Annotated in this window: 18 protein-coding genes and 2 pseudogenes; 4 read left to right on the top strand and 16 right to left on the bottom strand. The window is 62.0% G+C overall.

Annotated features, from left to right (window positions below; all coding sequences use genetic code 11):
• Positions 1 to 182 precede the first annotated feature (182 nt).
• Positions 183 to 629 carry an NUDIX hydrolase gene (locus ACVWSC_RS09895; RefSeq protein WP_442113458.1) on the top strand — a complete coding sequence of 149 codons (447 nt, stop codon included), beginning with the start codon at positions 183 to 185 and terminating at the stop codon, positions 627 to 629.
• A gap of 87 nt (positions 630 to 716) precedes the next feature.
• Here ACVWSC_RS09895 and ACVWSC_RS09890 read toward each other — a convergent pair whose 3' ends face one another.
• Genes ACVWSC_RS09890 through ACVWSC_RS09880 form a run of 3 tightly spaced genes read right to left on the bottom strand, consistent with a single transcriptional unit; the run spans position 717 to position 4898 of the window.
• Complete coding sequence (locus tag ACVWSC_RS09890) at positions 717 to 1781, bottom strand: lipocalin-like domain-containing protein (protein WP_442113457.1); 1065 nt, start codon at positions 1779 to 1781, stop codon at positions 717 to 719.
• Positions 1771 to 4233 (bottom strand): ABC transporter permease, encoded by a 2463-nt coding sequence (locus tag ACVWSC_RS09885; protein WP_442113456.1) that lies wholly within the window; start codon positions 4231 to 4233, stop codon positions 1771 to 1773. Before ACVWSC_RS09885 ends, ACVWSC_RS09890 begins: the two co-directional genes overlap by 11 nt.
• A complete protein-coding gene (locus ACVWSC_RS09880) occupies positions 4233 to 4898 on the bottom strand; it encodes an ABC transporter ATP-binding protein (protein ID WP_442113455.1) in 666 nt (221 codons plus the stop codon). The genes ACVWSC_RS09885 and ACVWSC_RS09880 overlap by 1 nt, the downstream gene beginning before the upstream one ends.
• A gap of 556 nt (positions 4899 to 5454) precedes the next feature.
• Here ACVWSC_RS09880 and katG point away from each other — a divergent pair.
• From katG to ACVWSC_RS09865, 3 genes are all read left to right on the top strand, one after another.
• A complete protein-coding gene (katG, locus tag ACVWSC_RS09875; RefSeq protein WP_442113454.1) occupies positions 5455 to 7710 on the top strand; it encodes a catalase/peroxidase HPI in 2256 nt (751 codons plus the stop codon).
• Between the two features lie 465 nt (positions 7711 to 8175).
• Positions 8176 to 9111 (top strand): Ppx/GppA phosphatase family protein, encoded by a 936-nt coding sequence (locus tag ACVWSC_RS09870; protein ID WP_442113453.1) that lies wholly within the window; start codon positions 8176 to 8178, stop codon positions 9109 to 9111.
• A gap of 153 nt (positions 9112 to 9264) precedes the next feature.
• On the top strand, positions 9265 to 10197 hold the full coding sequence (locus ACVWSC_RS09865) for a cation diffusion facilitator family transporter (protein ID WP_442113452.1): 933 nt from the start codon (positions 9265 to 9267) through the stop codon (positions 10195 to 10197).
• Positions 10198 to 10205: 8 nt separating this feature from the next.
• Here the strand turns inward: ACVWSC_RS09865 and ACVWSC_RS09860 are convergent, their stop codons facing one another.
• From ACVWSC_RS09860 to ACVWSC_RS09800, 13 genes and pseudogenes are all read right to left on the bottom strand, one after another.
• Positions 10206 to 10928: an amidotransferase gene (locus ACVWSC_RS09860; RefSeq protein ID WP_442113451.1), complete on the bottom strand. Its 723-nt coding sequence runs from the start codon at positions 10926 to 10928 to the stop codon at positions 10206 to 10208.
• A gap of 144 nt (positions 10929 to 11072) precedes the next feature.
• Positions 11073 to 12032, bottom strand: a complete 960-nt coding sequence (locus ACVWSC_RS09855; protein ID WP_442113450.1) for a PDR/VanB family oxidoreductase — start codon at positions 12030 to 12032, stop codon at positions 11073 to 11075.
• Positions 12029 to 13060, bottom strand: coding sequence for a Rieske 2Fe-2S domain-containing protein (locus tag ACVWSC_RS09850; RefSeq protein ID WP_442113449.1), 1032 nt, complete (start codon positions 13058 to 13060; stop codon positions 12029 to 12031). The genes ACVWSC_RS09855 and ACVWSC_RS09850 overlap by 4 nt, the downstream gene beginning before the upstream one ends.
• 27 nt (positions 13061 to 13087) lie before the next feature.
• Positions 13088 to 13897, bottom strand: coding sequence for an SDR family NAD(P)-dependent oxidoreductase (locus ACVWSC_RS09845; RefSeq protein WP_442113448.1), 810 nt, complete (start codon positions 13895 to 13897; stop codon positions 13088 to 13090).
• Positions 13898 to 13911: 14 nt separating this feature from the next.
• Positions 13912 to 14331, bottom strand: coding sequence for a VOC family protein (locus ACVWSC_RS09840; protein WP_442113447.1), 420 nt, complete (start codon positions 14329 to 14331; stop codon positions 13912 to 13914).
• 34 nt (positions 14332 to 14365) lie between these two features.
• Positions 14366 to 15451: a C45 family autoproteolytic acyltransferase/hydolase gene (locus ACVWSC_RS09835; protein ID WP_442113446.1), complete on the bottom strand. Its 1086-nt coding sequence runs from the start codon at positions 15449 to 15451 to the stop codon at positions 14366 to 14368.
• Positions 15448 to 16284, bottom strand: a complete 837-nt coding sequence (locus tag ACVWSC_RS09830) for a polysaccharide deacetylase family protein (protein WP_442113445.1) — start codon at positions 16282 to 16284, stop codon at positions 15448 to 15450. Before ACVWSC_RS09830 ends, ACVWSC_RS09835 begins: the two co-directional genes overlap by 4 nt.
• Positions 16285 to 16337: 53 nt before the next feature.
• On the bottom strand, positions 16338 to 17762 hold the full coding sequence (locus ACVWSC_RS09825) for an APC family permease (RefSeq protein WP_442113444.1): 1425 nt from the start codon (positions 17760 to 17762) through the stop codon (positions 16338 to 16340).
• Positions 17763 to 18075: 313 nt separating this feature from the next.
• Entirely contained in the window at positions 18076 to 18543 is a 468-nt protein-coding gene (locus ACVWSC_RS09820) for an Lrp/AsnC family transcriptional regulator (protein ID WP_442113443.1), read from the bottom strand.
• A 194-nt stretch (positions 18544 to 18737) separates the two neighbouring features.
• A pseudogene (locus ACVWSC_RS09815) lies at positions 18738 to 18870 on the bottom strand (methyl-accepting chemotaxis protein); the annotation flags it as partial.
• A 111-nt stretch (positions 18871 to 18981) separates the two neighbouring features.
• Positions 18982 to 19239 (bottom strand): annotated as a pseudogene (locus ACVWSC_RS09810) (PAS domain-containing protein); the annotation flags it as partial.
• A 227-nt stretch (positions 19240 to 19466) separates the two neighbouring features.
• Positions 19467 to 20222, bottom strand: coding sequence for a TorF family putative porin (locus tag ACVWSC_RS09805; protein WP_442113442.1), 756 nt, complete (start codon positions 20220 to 20222; stop codon positions 19467 to 19469).
• A gap of 34 nt (positions 20223 to 20256) precedes the next feature.
• Positions 20257 to 21684: an APC family permease gene (locus tag ACVWSC_RS09800; RefSeq protein ID WP_442113441.1), complete on the bottom strand. Its 1428-nt coding sequence runs from the start codon at positions 21682 to 21684 to the stop codon at positions 20257 to 20259.
• Positions 21685 to 21728: the final 44 nt, after the last annotated feature.

Genomic DNA, 21728 nt, shown 5'->3' with positions numbered 1-21728 from the left:
GCTTGATGGCCAAGTGCCACGCCAGAAGCGGGCGGAGTATAAATTCCTTTGTTTATCATGGGTATATATTTCTGACGCCATAACAATGACAGCGACTGACTGCACCGAGCCGCTGGCAATTGCCTATTGGCAGCCTCAGGCGTATCGTCGCGCGCCCTTCACTCTCAAATGGAATTTGCTGCATGTCAGAGCACCGCATTCGTGGCCTTGCCCTGTGTGTTTTTCATCATCAAGGAAAGATTCTGGTCAACTCGTTCTACGACTCCGAGTCACAGCAGACCCTGTTTCGCCCTCTCGGCGGCGGCATCGAATTCGGTGAGCGCAGCGCGGATGCGATTGTCAGGGAGGTGCAGGAAGAGCTGAACCAGCCGATCGAGGCGCTGCGACTACTCGGCACTCTAGAAAGCATCTTCACCTACGCGGGCAAACCGGGGCATGAGTTTGTTCAGGTATACGATGCACAGTTCAGCGACCCGAGCCTGTACGAGCAGCCCTGGCTGATGGGTCATGAGTCCGATGGTGCCGCGTTCACAGCGACCTGGCGTGATAGCTCAAGCTTCGGCACCGAGGGGCGGTTGGTCCCTGAAGGCCTGTACGAACTGCTCACAGCCGCTGCACTGCTGCAATGACCACCCTGGTAGGAGCGGGCTTGCCACGCGATAGCGAGCTTCCAGTCACATCGCATCGCGGGGCAAGCCCGCTCCTACCGAGGGTAGTCAGTAGCCGGTCATTTCCAGGTAGCCGGTGCCGGCGACGCTGCCGCTGATGTGCACCGGTCCCTCCCAGTAAGGGAAACGGGTGTTCATCCAGGCCTTGGGCTCCACGGCATCCAGTTGCACATCCAGCTCATGCAAGGGCACCTGCACCCGCCAGCGCGTCGGCAGCTGCTTGCCGTTTTCCTGGGGGGTCCAGGCCAGCGGCTGCAGCTCTATCTGCTCCCCTTTGAGCGCCTGGCTTTTCCCAGCAGCATCAACCCAAGTGCCAGCGTAATACCCCCTGCCCTTGGCCTCACGTACGCGAAACAGCATCACTTTTGCGCCACTGTCCAGATGCAGGGAAAACCAGTCCCACCCCGACTGCCCGGCCGCCAGCGGTTGGCTGCTCCATTCGCGGTCGAGCCAGGCATTGCCGGTGACGGCAACTCGTTGTCCATCACGCTCAACCTCGCCACTGACCCGGTAAAACGGTTGGCTGTAATAGTAAGACGCCTGACCCTGGCCAGATTTTTCGCTGTAACCCTGATCACCGTGCAACACCAGCGGGCCGCCGCTACGCAGGTTCAGACGGTAGGCAAAGCCCTGACCACCCGCGCTCATCTGCAGGTGCTCGATGCCATCGTCCCCCTGCAGCGACCAGTCGTTTATCCAGGCCCGAAACGGCTGCGCTTCGACACCCGCCTGCCCCACCCCGCCACGCGCCGCCGTTTCACTGGACTGGTGGCCGCCCGGTCCGGTCAGCGCGGCATGCCCCAGCCACAGGTTGGGACTGTCCCAGCCGGCGGTTTCCGCGCCACTGCGCAGTGCCGAGCGGAACAAGGTCCATTGCGCGCCCCAGGCGCGCCCCTGGGCGTCTTGCAGGTTGGCGGTGATGTACCACCACTCGATACGAAAACCGTTGTGCGGGCCATGGTCACGAGGAAAAACCAAGGGCTGATTACGCGTTACCTGCGCGAACGTATTGGCCTGCTGACCAAGCCCGGCAAAGCCGTTGCCAGGCGACTCAGGTTGATCACACCCGACCAGCAGCAACAGGCTCAGCAACCCGCAAGTTTCAGCTCTCATCGGCAAATTGCCTCAGCAGTTCGCCCGGCTGACGCCGCGCCAGTTGCCACAACGGCCAGACACTGGCCAGCAGGCTGGTCACCACCCCGAGCACGGCCAACTGCAGCAACTGCCCGGGGAACACCTGCAACGGCAAGCGCCAGCCAAAAGCCTGCACATTGACCACAGCCACCAGGCACCAGGCGAGCAACACCCCCAAGGGTATCGCCAGCACCACCGTGAGGGTGCTCAACATCAACGTTTGCCCCAACGCCAGCCAGACCAGTTGCCGCCGCTGCACCCCCAGTGCCCACAGCGGCGCCAACTGCCCCAGACGCTGCTGCCCCAGGCTCAGCAGGCTGATGAACAAGGCGATACCGGCAACCCCGAGGGTCAGGCTGTTGAGCGCCGAGGTGGCGGCAAAGGTACGGCTGAAAACCTCGGTGGACCAGCGTTTCAAAGTGCTTTGCTCGACAACGCGGCTGTCATCCAGCGCAAAACGCGACTGCAGCTGCGCCTTGAGCAGCGGCACCCGCTCGGCAGGCAGATTGACGCTGATAGCGCCCAGCGCCGCCACTGGCCGATGCCCGCGCAGCCAGTCGGCATTGACCAGCACATGCCCCTTGGGGTTGCCATAGTCCGCGTAGATACCCACCACCGTCATGTGTTGCGCAGGCTCAAGCGGTAGCGCAAGGCGCTCGCCCACCTTCACCGCCAAACGTCGGGCCAGTTGCTCACTGAGCATCAGCCCCTCACCGCTGGCCAACTGCGCCCAGGCCTGTGCGCTGCGCTCCAATAGCGGCCAGCGGGTGCGGTAGCCGGGATAATCGACGATGCCCTGCACCTGCACCGGCCAGCCTTGCACGCGCAGCTCCAGACTCCAGCTGGGCAGCACCGCGGTAACGTCCGGTTGCTGACGCAACCAGTCACTGATTTGCAGGCCCTGCTCACTGTCGCGCGGCGTCACGTAAAGGTCGGCGGCCAGGCGCTGATCGATCCATATGGTGAACGTTTTGCGAAAACCCTCGGTCATGCTGCCGACGCCGACACTGGCAGCCAGGGCCAGCAGCAAGGCCATCAGCGCCAGGCTCAAGGCCGGCAATTGCTGCCGGCAATCGGCAATGAACCATTGCGTCAACGGCCGACGACGGCCACGCGCCCCTGCGGCCAGGGCGAGCTCAAGCGTACCCGGCAACAGCAGCGCAGCGGCCAGCAGTAGCGCGGCGAGCATCAGGAAGGCACTGGGCAGACCGTTACCGAATCGCCAACAGGCAAACGCGACTAACAGCAACAACCCCGCCACCAGCGCCTGGCGCCGCAACCACGGCCCCTGGGCCAAGCGCCAGGCCTGCGGCTGGGCCAGTGCTAGCAGTGGCAACCGCGCGGCACGCAGTACACTGCTGACCCCAGCAAGCAGTGCACCCAGCACGCTCACCATCACACCGGTCAACCACCAGCTGCCCGGCAGGCTCAACTGCCCGGCCACTTGTGCGCCGTACAGGCCTCGCAGGCTGGCGGAAAAATCGGGCAGCAGCATCGCCGCCAACAGGTAGCCGCTGACCACGCCAAGCACACCGCCCAACACGGCAAACACACCCAGTTCCAAGGCCAGGCCGCCGAGCAGCGTGCCCCGGCTGATCCCACAGGCACGCAAAGTGCGAATCAGGCCACGGCGTTGCTCCAGCGCCAGACCAATGGCCGCATGGGCGATAAACAGCCCGACCACAAAGGCCAACAAGCCAAGGGCTGAGAGGTTGAGGTGAAAACTCTCGGTCAGGCGCTGCAGGCTACCGTCATCGCTGGATGGCTGACGTTCCAATTGCATGGCAATCGCTGCGGGCAACGGCGATTTGTTGTCCGCCAACAACAACCGCGACAGTTGCCCCGGAGCGTTGAGCAAGCGTTGCGCATGGCCGATATCCACGACAATGATGCCCGGCGCCAACTGCGCCTGCAGCAGCAACGGCGGCAACGCTTGCCCCTCACTGCTGAGGACTGGCTCGCCAGTTCTGCCCCCCAATTGCCGCAAGGTGTCCGGGCCGACCCAGGCTTGCCCCGGCGGGTTGATGAACGCTGCTACAGCGAAGTCGGACACCTGCGTACCGGCAATCTGCGTGGCGGGTGCCAGGCTCAGCGGCTCGATGCCGATCAGGCGCACCGTCACCGGCTGCTTGCCAGCCACACGCAAGCGCCCTTCCAGCACTGGCGACACCGCCCAGCCGAGCTTGCGCAGGTGCAGGTACAGCGACTGATCGAAGCGCTGCCCGTCACGCGCGACCAGTTGCGCGTGTGCTGGGCCGCTCAACAATGCACTAGCGCGGGCGTAGTCCGTACGTGCCTGGCTGTTCAATGCCTGCACACCAGTCCATAACGCGGTGGCCAGCCACAAGCCGGTGAGGATGCTGAAGCACTGCAGACGGTGGCGTTGCCAGTAGCTGAGCAACGCCTGCAAGGTCAGCCGTAGCGCGTTCATCAAACCGGCCCGGCTTGCACACGGCCGGCATGCAACACGCAGCGCCGCTGCAGTCGTGCGGCCAAACGCGGACTGTGAGTGACCAGCAATACACTACTGCCGGCTTCGCCAACCAATTGCAGCATCAGCGCCAAGACTTCATCACTGCTGGCTTCATCGAGGCTGCCGGTCGGTTCATCGGCCAGCAGCAACGCCGGGCGTGCAGCCAGCGCACGGCCGATCGCCACACGCTGTTGCTGGCCACCAGACAGTTGCTCCGGATAACGCTGCAACAGCGGCATCAGGCCCAACTGCTGAGTGAGGTAATCCAGCCACTGGGGGTCGTGACGTCCGGCCAGCCTGGCCTGAAAAGCGAGATTGGCCGCGACGTTGAGGCTGCTGATCAGGTTGTAATGTTGAAACACCAGGCCGATACCTTCCCGGCGCCAGCGCGCCAGGGCCGATTCCGAACGACCGTCGAGCGGTTCACCGTCGATCAGGATGCTGCCGCTGTCGGCGCAGTCCAGCCCCGCCAGCAAATGCAGCAAGGTGCTTTTACCGCTGCCGGATTCGCCCATCAGCGCCAGGCTACTGCCTCGCGCCAGACACAAGTCGACGCCCTGCAGCACCGGCAACGGGCCCTGGGCAGTGGGGAACGATTTGCGTAACTGTTCGACGACCAGCATCAACGGTTATCCCAAAGCATCAACGCTTAAGTTTTATACGAAAAGTACTACATCGTTGTGGGAGCGGGCTTGCCCCGCGATCTGCCGAAACGCGGCAGCAAAGCTTGAATTCGCGGGGCAAGCCCGCTCCCACAGGTGGTGCAAGACAGTTGCTCCTACAAAACTTTTCGTACAGAGCCTAGGAATAGCAGTGTTGCCACGCTTAGTCATATTTGCTTGTCGCCTGCCCGCGCCTGAAAGAGTCTGTCTATCAGCCCGCAATACTGGCGCTATTAGCCCTCGCTCTTCGCCACGTCTAGCCTATATTTATCGCTGCACTGATCCGGCCGGATGGTTTCTGGGAGGGCGCTAACACAGCGGCTATAGCCGTCGCTCCCGCCGTGCTCCACCTGTCCGATAACGAGATTGCCGCTACGCTGAACCGTCCGTGATGGCCATCCCCGATTCGTTGATCGAACCGCTGGCCTTGAACCTATGTCATTGATTTCACTCATCTCTACCCAGTGGTTGAAACGGGTCGGATTGTGGGGTGAGTCCATCCAGAGGTGAAACAGTCATGTCAAACGAGTCAAAATGCCCGTTCAACCATGCTGCTGGCGGTGGCACCACCAACCGTGATTGGTGGCCCGACCAGCTGAACCTGAAGATCCTGCACCAACACTCCTGCCTCTCCGATCCCATGGACGAGGACTTCGACTACGCCGCCGCGTTCAAAAGCCTCGACTTCGCCGCTCTCAAGCAAGACCTGCGGGCGCTGATGACCGACTCCCAGGACTGGTGGCCCGCCGACTTCGGCCACTACGGCCCGTTGTTCATCCGGATGGCCTGGCACAGCGCCGGGACCTACCGTATCGGTGATGGTCGTGGCGGCGCCGGCTCCGGCCAGCAACGCTTCGCCCCGCTCAATAGCTGGCCCGACAACGTCAGCCTCGACAAGGCCCGGCGCCTGCTGTGGCCGATCAAGCAGAAGTACGGCAAGAACATCTCCTGGGCCGACCTGATCGTGCTCACCGGCAACGTGGCGCTGGAGTCCATGGGCTTCAAGACCTTCGGTTTCTCCGGTGGCCGCGCCGATGTGTGGGAGCCGGATGAAGACGTGTACTGGGGCTCGGAAACCGTCTGGCTGGGCGGCGACACCCGTTATGGCAAAGCACAGCCGCCGGGCGATGTACCGCTGGTGGCCGAACCCTCTTCCAGCCAACAGGAAAGTCGCACCGGCTCCGGTGAACGCAACCTGGAAAACCCGTTGGCCGCGGTGCAGATGGGCCTGATCTACGTTAACCCCGAGGGCCCTGAAGGCAACCCGGACCCGATTGCTTCCGGTAAAGACATCCGCGACACCTTTGGCCGCATGGCCATGAACGACGAAGAAACCGTGGCGCTGATTGCCGGCGGTCACGCCTTCGGCAAAACCCACGGTGCCGGCCCGGCCGATAACGTCGGCGCCGAACCGGAAGCGGCCGGCCTGGAGGAACAAGGCCTGGGTTGGCGCAACAAATTCGGCAGCGGCAAAGGCCCCGACGCGATCACCAGCGGCCTGGAAGTGACCTGGACCTCGACGCCGACGCAATGGAGCAACGAGTACCTGGAAAACATGTTCGGCTTTGAGTGGGAACTCACCAAGAGCCCGGCCGGCGCCCACCAGTGGCGCCCCAAAGGCGGCGCTGGCGCAGGGCAGATTCCGCACGCATTCGACCCGTCGAAAAAACAGGAACCGCGGATGCTGACCGCCGACCTGGCGTTGCGTTTCGACCCGATCTACGAGCCCATCGCCCGACGCTTCAAAGACAACCCCGATCAACTGGCGGACGCCTTCGCCCGTGCCTGGTACAAACTGATCCACCGCGACATGGGTCCGTTGTCGCGCTACCTTGGCCCGGAAATGCCCAACGAAGAGCTACTGTGGCAAGACCCGATCCCGGCGGTCGATCATGCCCTGGTCGGTGACGCCGATGTCGCGGCGCTCAAAGCCAAGGTCCTGGCCTCGGGGCTGTCGGTGGCGCAACTGGTGTCGACCGCCTGGGCGGCCGCATCGAGCTTCCGTGGTTCGGATAAACGCGGAGGGGCCAACGGTGGTCGTCTGCGGCTGGCGCCGCAAAAAGACTGGGAAGCCAACCAGCCTGCGCAACTGGCAGAAGTGCTGAGCAAGCTGCAAGGCATCCAGAACGACTTCAACGCCCAGGGCGGCGGCAAGAAAATCTCCCTGGCCGACCTGATCGTGCTGGCGGGCAACGCAGGCGTGGAACAAGCGGCGAAAAGCGCCGGCCACAACCTGGTGGTGCCCTTCTCTCCCGGTCGCACCGATGCCTCGCAAGCGCAAACCGATGTCGAGTCCTTCGCGTTGCTGGAACCGGCTGCCGATGGCTTTCGCAACTACGTCAAAGCCGGAGTCAAGGTCAAAGCCGAAGCACTGCTGGTCGACAAGGCGCAGTTGCTGACCCTCACCGCGCCAGAAATGACGGTGCTGATCGGTGGTCTGCGGGTGCTGGGCAACAACGTTGGCCAGAATGCGCAAGGGGTGTTCACCCATCGGCCTGGGCAGTTGACCAACGACTTCTTCAAAAACCTGCTGGACATGAGCGTGGAGTGGAAACCGACCTCCAGCGCCAACGACAGCTATGAAGCCCGCGACCGCAAAACCGGCGAGCTGAAATGGAGCGGCAGCCGTGTCGACCTGGTGTTTGGCTCGCATGCACAACTGCGAGCGCTGGCCGAGGTGTACGGCAGCAGCGATGCCAACGACAAGTTCGTCAGGGATTTCGTTGCCGCCTGGACCAAGGTCATGAACCTGGACCGTTTTGACCTGAGGTAAACACAGCAGCACCGAGAAAAACGCCCCACGCTGGCAGCTCAGCGTGGGGTGTTTTTCATCTGATACGCTTTTTTCTCGACCATCTGCATCTGTAACGAAAACCCTGACACTCCGACAATGAAGGCCCTACAAGGCCGCTTCCACCGCGTGCCTGATCAGGTAGCTGAGTGATCTGCGGCGCCTGTTGCCTCTTTTCTGGTCAATTCGGAGTTCATATGGGCAAGCTTGCGCTTTTCGTCGTTGGTTTTCTGGTGCTGGCCATTGGCATCGGTGCACTCGGGACAATCTCCCCCCTCTAACACCTACGGTAGGCGCGGGCTTGCCCCGCGATAGCGGTCTTCCTGTCACGCCGCCATCGCGGGGCAAGCCCGCTCCCACACAGGACGTGTTCCCACAGCCTGTCATCTTCGCGTCATCAATCGAGTGGAAAATCATCGCACCTGATGATTGAGCAAGGACCACTCGATGAAAAGCGACACCTCCCTGTTTGCAGCCGTTGACCTGGGGTCGAATGCGTTTCGCATGATGATCGGCCAGCCGGTCAAACGGAACCGCCAATGGGTCATCGAAGAGGTGAAATCCTTGCGCGAGCCGGTGCGCCTGGCTGAAGGCCTGCAGGGCGGTGCCCTCGATGAGCTGGCACTGGATCGCGGCTGGCAGGCACTGGCACGCTTTGGCAAAAAACTGCGTGGTTTCGAGCCCGGACGTGTCCGCGCGGTGGCCACCAGTGCCGTGCGTGAAGCGGCCAACGCCAGGCTGTTTTTAAGCGACGCGCAACGCCACCTGGGCTTTCCCATCGAGGTGATCTCCGGTGAAGAAGAAGCCAAGCTGGTGTACACCGGCGTCAGCCATCGCATTCCGGCTGCCGACACCATGCGCCTGGTGGTGGACATCGGCGGTGGTTCTACCGAACTGATCCTGGGCCGGGGCGAACAAGCCCTGCTCAGCGAAAGCCTGACCATTGGCAGCGGCACCTGGAGCACGCGCTTCTTCCCCGAAGGTCGCGTGTGCGCCCAAGCCATGCTCGACGCTGAACGCACGGCCACCTTGCAGTTTGAAAAGGTCGCCCGCCGCTACCGTCACCTGGGCTGGCAGCAAGCTATCGGCTCGTCGGGTACCGCGCGCATGCTGGCCAAAGTACTCAGGGCCAACGCCTTGAACGACTGCGGCGAAGGCGGGATCACCTACCGTGGCCTGCTGCGTCTGTCGATCGTCCTGCAACAGGCCGGTCACGTAGACTGCACGCGTCTGGCAGGGCTACAGCCGCATCGTCATAGCGTGCTGCCAGCGGGGCTGGCCATTACCCTAGCGGCATTCAAAGCGTTTGGCATTACCGAGATGATGCCGTCTGAGCCGGGGCTGAGGTTTGGTGTTTTGCATGATTTGATGCTGAAGCGCTGAGAGCGGCAAGCGACAATAAAATCTGCGCAAAATTAACAATTAAATTTATTTTTGTTTATTTTGCGCAACACAAACCAGAATAAACATTTACACGCGCAATCACCGCCCTTAGCATTGTGGCTACAAAAGCCACAACAAAGTGCCGTGCCTGCCATGCTATCCCATCCGAAATCCCCGTCTCTGTGCCCCCAGAAATATGAGCAACACCTGCTCAAGGTGTCGATCCTGGTCACTGCCTTGATGGCCGCCAGCGGCATCGGCTTTGGTTTGTATTGCCGCTCTCAGTCGATTGTTTTCGATGGCCTGTTCAATGCCATCGATTCGAGCATGGCGTTCCTGTCGTTGCTGGTTGCCCGCTTGTTGGCCAAAGGCGTCGGCCGCCGATTCCAGACCGGTTACTGGCATATCGAGCCCTTGGTGTTGACCCTCAATGGCAGTGTCTTGCTGATGCTCTGTGTGTATGCCTTTGCCAATGCCGTCAGCGCCTTGGTGCACGGCGGTCATGAGCTGGTGTTCGACAGTGCGATTGCCTATTCGGCGGTTACTGCAGCCATTTGCGCCTTGATGCACCGCTACACCCTGCGGGGTAACCGTAAGGTCAATTCCGAGCTGATTGCACTGGATGTAGAAAGCTGGTGGATGTCGTTTTCCATCACCGCGTCATTGTTGGCCGCCTTTCTGATTGGCTATGCCTTGCAAGGCAGCGCTTACGCTTACCTCACGCCGTACATCGACCCCGGCATTCTTGCGGTGCTGTCGATCGCGCTGATGCCAGGCCCGGCCAAGGCGGTGATCAAAGCGCTGCGGCAAGTATTGAAGATCACCCCCAGCGAACTGGATCAACAGGTCAGTACGCTGATGACGCGCATGAGCCAACGCTACGGCTTCGAGGCCTTCAGCCATTCGGCGGTGCAGATCGGTCGCGGGCTGTTTGTCGAGATCCATATCCAGATTCCGGAAAGCATGAACGTCTGGACCGTCCACCAACTGGATGAGGTGCGCGGTGAGATTGCCAGCGGCATCGGCCGCGAAGGGCCTGACCGCTGGATCACCATTGGCTTCACCCGCGACAGCCGCTGGTTGTAACGCCTTTACTACACCGTTGCAGCGACGCGCAGGGCTACAAATTGCATCATCCACTGCGCGATCAATGCACCGTCGTGACCGCTTGCCAGGCTGGCCTGGGCGCTTTCATACAAGACGGGCTCATGCTGGTCGCGACGCAAGGTCATCAGCGCGCCGGCGTAGTCCTCGACAAACTCCGGGTGGCCCTGAAAGCACAACACCTGATCACCGACGCAATAAGCGGCCAACGGGCAGAATGCACTGCTGGCCAGGAGCGTTGCGCCCGGCGGCAGTTGGCTGACCTGGTCTTGATGCGACACCAGCACACTGAACGTTGCCGCGGCGGGAGTCATCCACGCCTGCGGCGCCGCCAGCGCATAGCGATGCACACCCAACCCCCAGCCCTGTGGCGCCCGCCCACAGCTGCCACCGAGCAACAACGCCAGCAGTTGGTGGCCGAAACAGATGCCCAGCAGCGTATCCCCGGCTTGGTAACGGGCCAGCAGATAGGCGCGCAACTGCACAATCCAGGAGGCGTCGCCGAAGGCATCGGCTTTGCTGCCAGTGACCAGGTAAGCATCAAAGGATTGTGCCGGGGCCGGATAGTGGCCTTCCACGACGTTGAAGACTTCAAAGCGTGCAGGCACCGGTTGCTGCTCAAAGAGTCGCTTGAACATCTGACCGTAGCTGTGAAAGTCGGCCACCAACTCGGGGCGCAATGCGTCGGTTTCGAGAATACAGATTGAAAGCATAGAGACAGGAATCCTCATGCCAAGACAGATGATTTATGAAGGGGTTGGGGGGTGGGATGGGGTGGGAGCGGGCTTGCCCCGCGATGCGATGTGGCAGACAAACCGCAATCTCGGGGCAAGCCCGCTCCTACCTTGAGTCAAAAATTACAGATCGAGCACCAGCTTTGCGCTTTTGGCTCTGGATACACAGACCATCATGACGTTGTTGCAAGCCTGCTCGGCGGCCGTCAGCAACATATCGCGGTGGTCGACGTCGCCTTCCAGTACCCGCGTCTCGCACATGCCGCACACACCCTGCTCGCACGAGGACGGCACATCGACGCCGCTGGCGCGCAGTGCATTCATGATCGAGCAATCGGACGCTACGGCAATTTCCCGGCCACTGCGCGCCAGTACCACGGTCAGCTCCCCCGCCGCGCTGTTCACCGGCAACGGCGCTGCGCTGAAGCGCTCCAGATGCAAACGCGGCGCCAGTTCCTGTGCCTGGAAAACCTCGGTCAAGGCGTCAAGCAGCACGCCCGGGCCACAGCTGTAGGTTTCGGCGCCGGCCGCCGCACGTTCGGCGATACGCTGCAGATCCAGCAGGCCACATTCATCGGCCGGAAGGATCTGCACCTGCTCGCTGGCATACGGCAAGAGTTTTTCGAGAAACGCCATCGAGCGCCGCGAGCGGCCGCCATACACCAGATGCCAGGGTTTACCGGCGCGCTGCGCGGCCAGGATCATCGGCAGGATCGGGGTAATACCGATCCCCCCGGCGACAAACTGGTAAGCCTCGGCCGGCGCCAGCGCAAAAGCATTGCGCGGCGTGCTGATACGGATCGACAGACCGACGCGCAGGCTGTCGTGCACTTCCCTTGAGCCACCGCGTCCCTTGTCTTCACGCAGCACGGCAATGCGCAGGTATTGCGTATCATGCGGATCACCACACAGGGAGTATTGGCGCACGCTGCCCGACGGCAGGTGCACATCAATGTGCGCACCGGCCTCCCAGGCCGGCAACGGTTGCCCGTCGTCGGCCCGCAGCTCCAGCGACATCACCCCTTCAGCCTCAAGGCGCATGCCGCTGATCAATACGCTGCGTTGTTCACCTGCGCGGCTCATACCGGGCTCCACTGCCCGGCCGGGGCTGCACTACCTTCGGGGACGGCCAGGTCCATGAAGGCGCGGAAGGCGCGGCGGTAGTTCAAGGTGAACAGGTCGGCCGGCACCGAATGCTCGACAAAGATGCCGTCCCAGTCGATTTCACGCGGGAAGATCCCGGCGGCAATCGGCATGTCTTCGAGGTACACCATTTCCTCGATGCGCAGGTTTTCTTCCAAGTCAGCGCCTTTGAACTCGCGATGGTTGGCCACACCCCAGAAGATCTTCACATCGTCATAGGCCACCGGTGACGGGAAGCCGGCCACGATACGCTTGCCCAGGCGCTCATAGTCGTAGGTGATGCTGGAGAAACCCGGCGCGGCGCAGTGGTAGTACATCAGGCAATCGCCGTCGTTGGCCCACTCGCCTTCACCGGCGTGCAAGGGCCGCTGCATGACGATATCCAGGCCTTCGCGGCGGACGTTAAGCGGCTCGACCACATGCGGCGTCGGCCCCATCGACACTTCGTGGACGAACGGGAAATGCGCCACGTCGCGGAAGTTTTCCACCGCCACCGCTACCCCGGTAGGTGACAGCAGCGGCTCGGCCGCCAGCCATTCGAAGTCCAGGCCTTGCCATTGCAGCGGGTCGTACATCGGCTGGATCGGGTCTTCCAGGGCGGTCCAGATATGCGCGAAGCGCTCCACCACCGGGTAAGTCTTGATCGACGCCTGGGGTGGAATCTTGCATTGGTCTTCCAGCGACGGAATGTGGCTGCACTTGCCGTCTTCGGCCGCGAAACGCCAGCCGTGATACGGGCAGGCAATGCTTTCACCGTGGACCTTGCCCAAGGCAAAGTCGGCGCCGCGGTGCGGGCAGCGTGCATCTTGCACCACCGCCTGGCCGGACTCGGTGCGATACACCACCAGACGCTGGCCGAGCAGGGTCGCCGATTGTGGTGTTGCCAGGTCGACACTGCGCGCCACCGGGAACCACTGCCGACGCATGGCCGCTTCAGCACGCTGACGTTGAGTCATTTTATGGGTCATTATTATGTCCTCACCAAAGCCGTTAACTTAAATACCCACCACCAGCGCACCACCATTGACCGCCAGCACCTGGCCGCTAATGAAGGCCGCTTCATCGCTGGCCAGAAAGGCCACCGCTGCCGCAATTTCTTCCGGGTGAACCAGTCGCCCCAAGGGGATGTTGGCTTTCTCGCCCTCGACGTATTCCTCTGGCACCATGCGCGTGAGAATGGCGCCCGGGGTGATGGCGTTGACCAAAATGCCCTCGCCGACAAACTCTTTGGCCAGGGTTTTCATCAGCCCCAACTGCGCGGTTTTCGACACCATGTAGGCGTAGGAATGGCCATCAGGCACCTGCCCCCACTGCGAGTTGATGAAGATCACCCGCGGCGCCTTGCTGTTGCGCAGCGCTGGCAGCGCCGCACGGGTCAGGTACAACGGCGCATGCACATTGATCGCCAGCAACTGGTTGAAGTTGTCGTCGTCGGTGGCTTCCAGGCCGGTCAGCGAATAGATCATCCCGGCGTTGTGCACGAGGATGTCGAGCTGGCCCAACTGCGCCACGGTCTGGCGAACCAGTGCTTCGGCGGCGACCTTCTGGGTGATATCCGCAGCCAGGGCAATGGCCTTGCCACCGGCTTCGCAGATATCGGCCGCCGTGGCCCGGGCGACATCCTCATCGATATCGTTGACCACCACCGTGGCGCCACGGGCGGCCAGCAGTCGGGCATGGGCGCGACCGGCACCGCGACCGGCACCGGTGACCAAGGCCACACGGCCGGTAAATTTCTGTGCGGCTTCAGCCAGCTCGAGTACCGCTTGCGGCGCCTGCTTGGCGTGTTCTGCAGAAACGCTCATGGTTGCACCCCCTCTCAAACGCCGACTTTGTGCGGTTCGGTGACGTAGAGCATGTTGCCCTGCGGGTCGAACATCGGGCGGTAGCGGTAGTGCGTGCCGTTCGGGTGCTGCCAGGCGATCGGCTGGGCGGTGACCCATTGCACCTTGCCGTCCAGGTAGGCGATGGCTTCATCCAGGTTCTCGACTTCAAAGGCAAAGGAGTCGAAACCCGGGGCGTCTTCCAGGTTGACCGCGGTGCGGCGCTCGACCTGGCCCTGGTGCTCGGTGTGGAAGATGTACAGGGTCAGGTTGCCGCAATCGATGGCAGCCCAACGCTCTTCGGCCACGTAGGGCAGGAAAAAGCCCAGGCCGAGGATGCCGTGATAGAAATCCACCAGCTCCTGTACGTTGTTGGTGAGGATGTCCATGTTGTCGACGCGTTTGAGTTTCAGCATGACGAGCTCCTGATGCGGGTTTGCGAAGGTTGTTTCACTGGGCCTTGAGGTGGGCGCAGGGGCCACCGGCCAAAGCGTTGAGGGTGCCGGCCGCGACGTCGATAGCGACGGTGACCAGGGTTTGGTACTGATCGCTGTGCAACGCCGGGTCCGGGTGGCAACACAGGGCGCCGGTGCTGCCGAGATGGCTGTTCATGGCCGTGAGCAACTGCTCGACACTCAGGCCGGTCCGGCCACCCAGGCGGCGCTTGAGCACCTGATGGCGCACCAGGGTGTCGGGGTAAACGCCCCACTCGGTGTCGCCCTGCGCCGCCTTGGGGTCGAGAAAATGGTTGGTGTGCAGCAGCAGGCCGTGTTCATCGGGGAACACAAAGGCCGGGCCTTCGGGGTAGATCTCCACCGAAACTGCGGCCGCCTCCCCGGCTTTGGAGGCCAGCACCGTCAGCGAGCTGGACGCCGAGAAGTCGGCAGCGGCCAACAGTTGCAAGGCATCGTTGAAGTCGGATGTGCTGTCGAGCAGCCAGCGCGAGGCGACATGCACCGGCACCCCGATCCGCGCGCCGTCGCTACGGTGGTGAAGAATGTTGAAATGCACGCCGAGGCCATGTTTGTTCACACCGATCTTGCCGACGATGCCGTACTCGGTGACGGTAGTAGTGACACGACCATTGCCATGGGGGATTTCCCAGACCAGCCATTGGCCGGCGAATTGCGAGTACCAGTCCCAGGTTTGCAAGGTGACGGGCGCGGCGGCGGCAGGATCGACATAGGCGATGGTCGAGCACTCGCCGCGCAGGTTTTCACCGGCGCCCGCGCTGCGCTGGCGACTGAGGTAAGCGAGCACTTCCGTACGGGCGTTGATCGCGCCGATCTCACGCACATCGATGCCACTGCCCTCGGCCATGCCGCGGATTTCTTCGTGCAGGGGCGGTGCGAACGCGGCAATCTGTTGCAGGGCTTCTGTGCCCAGCGCCAACAGGTCAACGGTAGCGCCAGCAGTGCGTTCGAACAGGCCGCGGTAGGCCTGTACCGAAGCGCGGATCTGCGCGCTGTGGCACTCGCCAAACTCGCGGCCACGGCCGTAAGGATCGGTCAGGGTCGAGCGAAATTGATAGCTCATCGTTGCTGCTCCAAGTGTGGCGCCACATGCCGGGCGACTTCATCCAGACGGGCGAACCAGACATCGCCATCGCTCACCAGTCGCTCGACAAAACGCTCCAGCTGGGCAAAGCGCGCCGCACGGCCAATGACTTCCGGGTGCATGGTGAAACTGGTATGGCGGCCTTCGCGGCGCACCGATTCGTACTCCGCCAGCCACACCTCGCTGAGGGTGCGCGGGTGGGTGAAGTTGCCGCCGTTGTCGATGCTCCAGCCGAACATCGGCCAGTCATCCAGCGACCAATGCACGGGCAGTTCGATGATCGAGCGGCCGTTGAAGGTCTCGATGTACGGGCGGTCATCGCCCATGCAGCTGGAGTCGTAGCTAAAGCCGTTATCGATCACCAGGTCGAAAGTCTCCGGGGTCAGCTCCCAGGACGAAGAGCGGTAACCGGCAGGTTTCGGTGCACCGGCGCGGGCCAGGGCTTCCAGGCCGAGGCCCATTTCATCCACTTGCTGCTGGGCCGAAACCTTGTCACTGCGCAGGTGCATGTGACCGTGATGGCCAACTTCGTGGCCGTCCTTGAGCAGGGTCTCGATCAACCCCGGGTGCTGCTGGGCGGTGTAGCCGGGGACAAAAAACGACGCCTTGATCTGGTGCCGCGCCAGCATTTCAAGAATCCGTGGCACACCGCGGGTCACGCTGAAACGGCCTTCGGACAGGCTGGTCAGGCGCCTGGCGAAGGTCGGGCTGTCGCCCAGCAAACCGGCTTCAGCGTCCACGTCGAAGGTCAGCGAAACCGCCACCGGGCTGTTTTTTGGCCAAGCGATGCCATATGAGCTGGAATGACTCATGGGAGGGTCCTTCTATCAAAGTAAGGTCGTGCGTTGCGGGGTTACAACGCCGCTCAGGAGTACTGGCTACCGAGTGCCAGTGGCGCAGCGCGGTCCTGGTGCTGACGCCAGCGGTACATCAGCTGGGAGACCGCCAGGACTGCGATGGCGATGGCCACTTCCTTGTAACCGCCGTAACCGGTGACCGATGCGCTGGTGATGCCGACCAGCAGAATCAGGCCATCGAACAACGCCAGGGCCGCAGCGATCACAACCCAGCGCTGCGACAGGCGAATGGGCCGCGGCGCCTGCGGACGATCCTTGCGCAGCATGACGAAACCGCTGACCGCCAGCAGATGGGCGAGCACATAGCCGACGTTGCCGGCGACAATCACCGCCAGGGCGTTACCGACAAACAGCACCAGGGCGATGTTGACGGCCAGTTGCAAAGTCACCGCTCGTGCCGGTACGCCGCGCTTGTTGAGAACACCGAACTGGCGCACGGTGAGCCCGTCCCTGGCGCTTTGGTACAGGGCACGTGCAGCGTCGGCAGTGCCCATGATTGCCAGCACCATGACGCCGGCGATCAGCAACACGGTGATCAATGCCGCCCCGCCGCCGAGCAGTACATTCGCTGCGGTTTGCAGAAAACCATTGGGTTGGTTGATCAGCGTCTGCTCGCCGAGCAGGCCGACCAGGCCCAGGGGGGCCAGGGTGAACACCAGCAGCAGAATCAGCGCCGACACGCGCAACGCCTTGCGGGTATCGCTGACGGTGTTGCGGTATTCCGGAATGAAGGAGGCTGCGGCCTCGACCGAATACGCCGACCAGGCCATCACGAACAACCAGGCCAACGCATTGCGCAAGCCTTCGACGCCGCTGCCCAGGTGCCAACTGAACGACGCACTGCTCCAGGGCGCAGCGAAGAACGAGGCGCTGCCGAAGATCACCACGGGGATCATCAGCAACACACCGGCCAGGGTAATCAGGATCATGGTGAAACGCAGTTCAATCATGCTCAAGGCCCAGGACACCAGGGCCACGCCGAGGGCAATCAACTGCGGCAAGTCGAGTTGGAGCAGACCCAGGTCGAGGGTGAAGCGCGCGTCTGGCCAGAACTGCTCGGTGACAATCTGCGAAATCGCCAGGCCCCAGATCGCCGGTGCGGTGGCCCAGGCAAACCAGTATGCGTAGGTGGCCAGTGGGCCCAAGGACGGAAAGCGCTGGCTCCAGGCCTCGTTGGCGTACAAGGCAATGCCGCCGGACTTGTGGCTGAACATCGCCCCCATTTCCGAGTACACCCAGTTGTGCAGCGCGGCGATGACCGCAATCAGCGCCCACAGGGCCATGGCGGCCCAGGCACCAATGGCGCCAATGGAGTAGCCCAGACCGACAAACAACGCAGCGGGCAAGCTGAGGGTAATGGCGACACCATCCCACCAGCGAATGGACTTCTCGAACTCAACCTGCGGCTCACCGCCAGTAGGGCACTGTTGCATGGCAAACACCTCATCCGCTTTATTTTTATAACTGCTTGCGACGAGTCAATATTAACCACGAACATTGCGCAAAATCATCATTTTTTTACAACTAAAATTACTTTGCGCAACACATGATGAATTTTGGTGCGCATGGTGCGAGTGAAAACCCATTAGGATCGCGGGTTTGCGCAGCGCACGGCAAAGCCGGACGCACCTGTGCAGGGCATCAAAGACAAGGGAGGGTTGGGGGGTATCCCGGTAGGAGCGGGCTTGCCCCGCGAAGCGATGTGACAGACAGATCGCTATCGCGGGGCAAGCCCGCTCCTACAGGTTAGAGGTCGATCTCGCCGCCGGGGATGGTGAAGCGGATCTTGTGCACTTTGACTTCCTGCATCATGCGCACTTCTTCGGTGCCGGGCAGCGAGCGAATGCGCTGCTTCAGGCGCCACAGGCTGTCGTTGTCACTGCACAGCACCTGTACGCAGATATCGGCAGTACCCATGGTGGTCGACAAGTAACTGACCTCAGGCCAGCGCCCCAGGGTATCGACCACCCGATCATGATCCTGCGGGCTGACGTTGACGAACATCAGCGCCAGCTTGGCTTCGCCCAGCTTGGCCGGGTTGGTGAACGCCAGGATTTGCAGAATGCCCTGATCCTGCAGGCGCTTGACCCGGGTACGCACCGTGGCCTCAGGCACCGACAGGTTGCGGGCCACTTCGCGAAACGCGCGACGACCGTCTTCTTGCAGCTCGCGGACAATGTCCATGTCCAGAGGGTCGAGGGATGTAATTGGCATAGGGGTTCTCGATGGCAGTGCCCGACGGGAAACATCGCCGCGCAAAAAACCAAGGCTAACAGATAAGCGTCAGCGCAAAAATACCGCCCTTGCCCCGGCCCTACATGATCTGTCGACGTGCTAGCGAGGCGATCCGCTGGTGAGTTTTTCCCGGCTTTTATGCAGCATGTCCTGAATTTCCTGGGTTGCGTTGCGGGTGCGCCGTGCCAGTTGTTTGACCTCGTCGGCCACCACCGAGAAGCCCCTGCCCTGCTCGCCCGCCCGTGCCGCCTCGATTGCAGCATTGAGGGCCAACAGGTTGGTCTGGTCGGCAATGCCTTTGATCACTGCCACCAGTTGCGCAATTTGCCCATAGGTGGCCTGGATCGAGGCCTGCTCACGCGCGCGCGCCGCCTCGGCATTTTTTTCATCGGCAATGCAGCGTACGGCGCCGACAATGCGCAACAACTGGCCGCGCTCATTGCGCAAACAGCGGGTGCGCTCACGAAACCAGAGCATGCCGTGGCTTTTGTGCTGCATGCGGTACTCCACCACATACCCGGCCTGTGGATCAGTGCTGGTGAGCAGTGCATTGAATGACTGCATCACCCGCGGCATGTCCTGCGGGTGAGTGACCCGTGTATAGCTGTCCCAGCCATCGGGAAATTCCGTGCGGCTGTAGCCCAACAAACTGCAGAACGGGTCGCTCCAGCGCATCTGATTGCGCGGATGGCGCGGGTCGCCATTGACCACTTCCAGCTCCCAAGTGCCTTCCGTCAGGGTCAGCAGCAGCGTCTGCCACACCTGCTTTTCAAGTTGCCAGGCAGCCAGCAACTGATCGACCTCGTCGTGCGCTTGCTGCACCTTAGGTTCAAACCCCATCACCACGACTCCCATTGCTTGGCGCAATACCCGGGGTGCCAGGACACCCCGGGAAGGCACCGTCAGAACGACGCACTCACTGCAGCCACCACGGTCGCCGAGCACACATCATCAAAACCCATGTAGTTGGCGCACTCGGCCGCCGACAGGTCGGTGTCGATGTAGCTCAGCGACCAGGTCAGGGCGAACAGTTCCTTGCTCAGCTTCACCTCCCACTCGTCATAACTGTTGCGCGTGCTGCCGGAAGCCGATATCCAGATCGGGTCTTTGTAATCGGCATGGCCGTAACGCAGGTCGAGCGCCACGTCCAACGGCAGCGCCGCGGTGTAACCCAGGTAGCTGTACAGCATGCTTTGATCGCCAGCGATGTCGTCCGAGTAATAGCCGCCCAGGCTCACGCCATACGCCGACAACTGCGCGTAATACTCGCTGTAGTTCAGGTCGCTCTGCCGTGGGTAGGTGTAATCGTAATAGGCGACGTCCAGGGCGATGTCATCGCTGATCTGCCAGTAGTACCCCAGGTAGTAATCCAGCTCCTGGCGCGTGCTGCTGCCATAGCCAAAGTCGACGTTGGAGCTCCAGGCCCCGAGGTACGCACCACTGCTGTGCATCAGCGTGGCCGCGCCCTGCAGGGCCGGATCGCCTTGCGTCTGGGAGATACCGCGGGAGCGGTAATCACTGAGCGCGCTGACGTCCAACTGCAGGCTGAACGCCTCGCTGAGGGTGATGGCCTGAGCCTGCGACCAAGGCAGCAGGACGCTGGCCGAAGCAAAAACAAGGCACAAGAAAGTACGCACGGCGCACGTTAGCTGCGTCATGGGGATGTTCCTTTTCGGGAGAAGTTTTAGTCAGTCAGGGCGCTTTGTGAACGGCGTGGGTTTGGCCGGCGTTGCGGTCTTGCACACGACGCAACCAGAACAGCGCTTGCGAGATGGCCAGCACCGCGACGGCAATCAGCACTTCCTTGAGGCCGCCATAGCCGGTAATCGCAGCACTGGTCATGCCCACCAGCAGAATCAAGGCGTCGAACAGGGCCAAAGCGATAGCAATGCTTGTCCAGCGCCGAGACAGGCGAATCGGACGCGGCGCATCCGGCCGGTCGCGACGCAGGACTACGTAACCGGAAACCGCCAGCAAGTGAGCAAGAATGTAGCCAACATTACCGGCAACGATCACCGCCAGCGGGTTGCCCACCAGCAACACCAGCAACACGTTGATCAGCAACTGCACGGTGACGGCCCGAGCCGGGACACCGGCGCGGTTGAGGGTGCCGAACTGACGCACGGTCAGGCCATCACGTGAACTCTGGTACAGCGCCCTGCCCGCATCGGCCGTGCCCATCACCGAGAGCACCAGGATGCCGGCAATCAGCACCAGGGTAATCAGCGCCGCGCCACCACCAAACAGCACCTGCGCGCCGGCCTGGAGAAAACCGTAGGGTTTGTCGATCAGTACTTGCTCGCCGAGCAGCCCGGCCAGGCCCAACGGCGTCAGGGTAAACACCAGCAGCAGGATCAGCGCAGCAATGCGCAACGCCTTGCGGGTGTCGCTGACGGTGTCACGAAACTCGGGAATGAACGAAGCCGACGCCTCTACCGCATACGCCGACCAGGCCATGATGAACAACCAGGCCAACACCGTGCGCACACCGCTGATGCCCTCGCCGGTACGCCAGGTGAAACTGCTGGTCGACCAGGCCTCAAAGGTGAAAAAGCTGCTGCCGAAAATCAGCACCGGAATCATCAGCAACACCCCGGCCACGGTGAGGATCACCATGGTGAAACGCAGCTGGATCATGCTCAAGGCCCAGGACAACAGCGCCACCCCCAAGGCGATGAACTGCGGCAAACCCAGCGAGACAATGCCCAGGTCATAGCTGAACGTGACATCGGGCCAGAACTGCTCCGAGAGGATCTGCGCCACCGCCAGCCCCCAGATGGCCGGGGCGGTGGCCCAGGCGAACCAGTAGGCATAGGTGGCCAGCGGACCGAAGCTGGGCACGCGCTTGCTCCACGCCTCGTTGGCGTAAAGGGCAATGCCGCCGGACTTCTCCGCAAACATTGCGCCCATCTCCGAATACAGCCAGTTGTGCAATACCGCCACGGCGGCAATCACCGCCCACAAGACAATCGCGGCCCAGGCTCCAATCGCGCCGATTGAGTAGCCAAGCCCTACGAACAACGCCGCCGGCAAGCTCAGGGTGATCGCCACCCCGTCCCACCAGCGAATGGTTTTTGCCAGTACCGCGTGTGGCTGTGCGCCTATGGAAACCTGTTCCATCTTCATCGCCCTCGTTTTGTGATTTTTATAGGCAGGAATGAGCA

Source organism: Pseudomonas sp. NUPR-002 (assembly GCF_056322725.1).
The sequence above is the reverse complement of the archived record's forward strand: the minus strand, read 5'-3'. Positions and strand labels throughout refer to the sequence as shown.